Annotated in this window: 3 protein-coding genes and 1 pseudogene (1 of these 4 running past the window's edge); 1 reads left to right on the plus strand and 3 read right to left on the minus strand. The window is 44.1% G+C overall.

What is annotated here, in order from left to right; translation table 11 throughout:
* Window positions 1-389 precede the first annotated feature (389 nt).
* Genes bamD through GXO74_08760 form a run of 3 tightly spaced genes read right to left on the minus strand, consistent with a single transcriptional unit; the run spans window position 390 to window position 3,379 of the window.
* Window positions 390-1,958 carry an outer membrane protein assembly factor BamD gene (gene bamD / locus GXO74_08750; protein ID NOZ61759.1) on the minus strand — a complete coding sequence of 523 codons (1,569 nt, stop codon included), beginning with the start codon at window positions 1,956-1,958 and terminating at the stop codon, window positions 390-392.
* 13 nt (window positions 1,959-1,971) lie between these two features.
* Window positions 1,972-2,799, minus strand: a complete 828-nt coding sequence (locus GXO74_08755) for a hypothetical protein (protein NOZ61760.1) — start codon at window positions 2,797-2,799, stop codon at window positions 1,972-1,974.
* Entirely contained in the window at window positions 2,792-3,379 is a 588-nt protein-coding gene (locus GXO74_08760) for an RNA polymerase sigma factor (protein ID NOZ61761.1), read from the minus strand. Before GXO74_08760 ends, GXO74_08755 begins: the two co-directional genes overlap by 8 nt.
* Before the next feature lie 241 nt (window positions 3,380-3,620).
* Here GXO74_08760 and ddlA point away from each other — a divergent pair.
* Window positions 3,621-4,394, plus strand: a pseudogene (gene ddlA / locus GXO74_08765) (D-alanine--D-alanine ligase); it runs 347 nt beyond the window's last position.

Raw genomic sequence — 4,394 nt, forward strand, 5'->3', positions numbered from 1 at the left:
GTTGCGCTCATCGCAGCGGGCACTATCCGAACTTCAGGTTCTACGTTATTGGTTTTCGTATTATTCTGTCCCCGTTTTAAAACACTCTGTACTCTGGAAAATCTGTACTCTGGGCTCTGGGAGCGCTGCGAAGCAGCGCGCGAATTTTTTTTGGAAAATCTCCTTCAGAACCTTTGAAATGGATCGGATTTGTAAAAACACCACGATTCATCGTGCTAGAAAAAAAACGCCCCCAAAAAATGTCCTCAGGATAGCGGCTTCAGCAGCTTCAAATTCACGCTACAATAAACAGGGTGTCTAATAACCCCGTTCATTGATAGATTTTACGCTTTATGTTGTGTTATTGTTTTTTTAACTGTCTATATGTAGGGAATGCAAATTTGCATTCCCTACTTTTCCAGCACTTCAATCAGCGCCTCCTGCGCTTCCGGCGTGCCAATTCTGCCCAATGCCATGACCGCATTTTTGCGCACGCGGATGTTGGGATCGTTTTTGGCAATATCTGATAGCAAAGCCACAGCTTTGTCATTTTTTGCCCTGCCCAAAGTCATCACCGCATCTTCGCGCACTTCGGAATTAATTTCTGTTTTCAAGATTTCGGCGATAACGCTGACTGCTGTTTTGTCGTCGATTTCCATCAACTGGCGCAAAATTATTCTTTTTACATCCGGCGATTTTGTGCTGGAGAGGATTTCTTTCAGCACCGGGATATTCTCTTTTCTTTGCTTTGACTGCATTGCCATGAGCGCAGTTTTTGTCAAATCCACATCTTTCTCTTCGAGAGCCAACTTGAGCAAAATCCTTCGGGTGCGTTCGTTGTCCATCCAGCGCAGGGAAGACAATGCCATTTCTCTGATGTGTTTATCTTTACTGGAAAAGAGGATTTTTTCCAATGCTTTTTCCGACTCATCAGACCGCATATCCACCAGACAAACGACAGCCGCCCGCACCAATTCAGAATCTTCATTTGCTGCGAGAATCTTTGTTAAAGCCTTCAGCGCTGCTGCGCTATGATAATTCCGCAGGCTCATCAGCGCCATTCGTTTTGCTTTACTCGAATTGGACTTATTCAGAATATCGATCATTGCCTGTGCAGTCTGGGGAGTTCTGTAACGCGACAACGCCATGATTGCCGTCACTGCCACATTTTCACTTTCATTTTTCAGAGCAATTTCGCGGAGAAATGGAATCAAGTCCGGGTTGTCGCTACCTGCCAGCGCCATTAGCGCTCGTTTCCTGATTTCCTCTTCCTTCCCTGAAACCGCGAGCTCCTTCAGCACCTTAAGCGCTTCCGGATTTTTATTGATTTTTCGAGACAGCGCCATAATTGCCCGAATGCGCACTTTTTCACTGTCGTCTTTTCGCACAATTTCAGCGAGCTTTTCAATGGCACGATCTGAATTGAACTTGCTTAACACCATGGCAATATTGGAACGAACTTCTTCATTGTTGCTACGGTCGTACAACTTGCAAATCGCCGGCAGCGTGGACTCATCCCCAATTCGCTGCAAGGCAAAAAGCGCAGCAATACTTACCTGTTCTTCATCGCTTTGTTTAAATTTCTCGATTATCTGGCGATATTCATCTTTGCCCATTTCCACCAGTTTTTGTCCTACGCGAATCATATTTGATTTGGCGTCGTCAGACCATTTGCTCCCGGGATACTTTTCGATAAATTTCTGATAACCTTTAAACACAATTTCCGGATTTTCTCCGTTCTTTTCCCGCGCGTAGCAGAGCCAGAATTGCGCATCGTCCTGCCAATCCGATTCCGGAAATTCTTTGACAAATTTCTTCAATTCAGTTATCGCCTGTCCCCAGTTTTCTTCAAGCACAAGCTGGTAAACTTTTTGGTAGGCTTTGGCATCGGACGTTTGGTTCTCTCCTGCGACGACAGAGGAAACACTGACAATAATGAAAATTAGTAAACTGACAGAAATCGCTTTGACTGTTTTCATTTCCAAACTCCTGTTAAATTTTTGCTGATGTTTTTCCGGGATTGAGATTTGTTTCTTTTTTCCCGGTCATTCCCATTTCTTCCAGAGAAATTTGCAGCAAAATTCCATTTCTTTTCACGCCCGCTTTGATGAGCGCAATTCCCGGCAAATTATTGCTTTTTTCCAAATTAGCAATTTGCAGCATGATAATTTCCAGTTGTCCGATCAAATCAGCCAATGCAGCATAGCCAGAATCTGTTAGCTCGGTTTTGAGATAATTCGCCTGAAATGCCAGGTTTTGCGAGAGCTTTTTCTGATATGGCAAATTTAAAACATAAGGATCATCCTTCTTGGGGTCGAAATTCACCAGTCCCAGCAAAATAATTTTTGATTTTTCCAGATATCTTTCGGCAGAAATTAGCTCCGGTTGGTTTTGCTGGCCACTTAATTGAAAATTACTTTCAGCGAGGTTGGTATCAGTTTTTCCATTAAAAAGAAATTTGCCAATAAAAATCCCGAAAATTAAAATGACAACAGCGGCAGCAAATTGCGGAATGAATCTGGCAAAGGAGATTTTTTCAGGCAAGATTCGATTTTTTAATTTTTGCACAAACCCTACGCTTGCGGCTTTTTCGCTAAGGCGCGGCGCCAAATTTGCCCAGTAATTTTCCCAGAATTCATTGCCCGGCTCGTGCCTCTGCCATTGACTCATTGCGTTCAGACTATTTTTCATTTTTGCGAACTCTGTCCGGCACGCAGGACAGGAATCCAGATGTCGGAAAAAATCTTTTTTTTCATCTTCGGTCAACTCCGAATAGACAGCTTCTGGCATCTTTTGGCGTATTTTTTTGCATTCACTCATTGTTTTTCTCCCGAAGGAATTCTTCCTGATAAAAATAAAGTTCCTTTTGCAATTTTTTCAAGGCGCGAAACAGGAGACTTTTCACCGTGCCCAATTTTATTTCCAGAATTTCTGCGATCTCTTTCAGCGGTAAATCTTCGTAGTGACGCAACACAAAAATCGACCGTTCTCGCGGTGAAAGTTTCGTCAATGCGCGCGCAATGTTGGCGTGCATTAATTTTGATTCAGCATATTGCTCCGGATTGGAATTTGATGTTGTTCCGCCTGCAAAATTTTGATCGAGATGATTACTTTCCTTGAAAAGAATGAAAGCAAATGACTTTTTTCTCTTGCGATTTAGCCACAAATTTACCGCGATCCGGTAGAGCCAGGAGCCAAATTTTGCATCCCCACGAAACGATCCGAGAGCCTGATAGGCTTGCACAAAAACATCCTGCGACAAATCACACGCATCTTCATGTTTTCCGGTCAGATCGTAACAAACTCCGTATATCTTTTTCTCGTGATCTTCCACCAACTGGCGAAATGCCGAGCGGTCTCCGCTCTGTGCGCGTTGCACAAGTCGTTTTTCTCTCTCCAAGACATGTCTCCTTTTCCTGCAAGTAAGACGAGAATTGCCTGCAAAAAGTTCGCAGGAAAGACAATTTTTCTCAAGCCAATTTTATTATTGATTATTAGCTTAAGTTATTTTATATTCTGTTTGGAGTTTGAATTATTTGGAATTGGAATTTGTTCGGAGCTTGGGTCTTGTTATTGTGGATTTTTTCAGAATTGTTGTACTTGCCACTTGAACCTACAAAACATTAAAAATAGGAAAAATTATGTCATCAAAAAAAATCCGTGTCGGTTTGCTTTTCGGGGGGAAATCCGCAGAACACGAAGTTTCCATCCAGTCAGCGCGCAATGTTTATCTGGCGATTGACAAAAATAAATATGATGTGGTACTGATCGGTATCGACAAGCAGGGACGTTGGTACCGCGACGTGGCAGAGCGATTTTTGCTGCACGCAGACAGGCCGGACATAGCTTACGAACCGAATCCAAGCGAGGAAATTGCACTCATCCCCGGTGAAGACAAACAACAATTTGTCAAAATTTCCGACCCAACCACGCGCCTCGAGCTGGACGTTGTTTTTCCGGTTTTGCACGGAACTTGCGGCGAAGACGGCACTGTTCAGGGAGTCCTCAAATTGCTGAATCTCCCCTTTGTCGGCGCCGGCGTATTGGGTTCCGCCGTGGGCATGGACAAAGATGTGATGAAACGCTTGCTCAGAGATGCGCTCATTCCCACGCCGGAATTTCTTGTCTTTCGCGATTTTCAAAAAGAGTCGATCAATTTCCATCAGATCGAAAAAGCGCTGGGCTCTCCCTGTTACGTCAAACCGGCAAATCTGGGCTCGTCCGTAGGAATTCATCGCGTCACCAGTGCGTCGGAACTAAAAACTGCTGTCGCGGACGCATTTCAATACGACACGAAAATTCTCATCGAAGAAGCCGTCGAAGGGCGGGAAATTGAGTGCTCGGTGCTGGGCAATGAATTTCCCGAAGCGTCCGTGCCCGGAGAAATCCTCACTAATCGGGAAAAACATCAATTT

The sequence above is a fragment of the Calditrichota bacterium genome (genome assembly GCA_013152715.1).
Lineage (GTDB): Bacteria > Zhuqueibacterota > Zhuqueibacteria > Thermofontimicrobiales > Thermofontimicrobiaceae > 4484-87.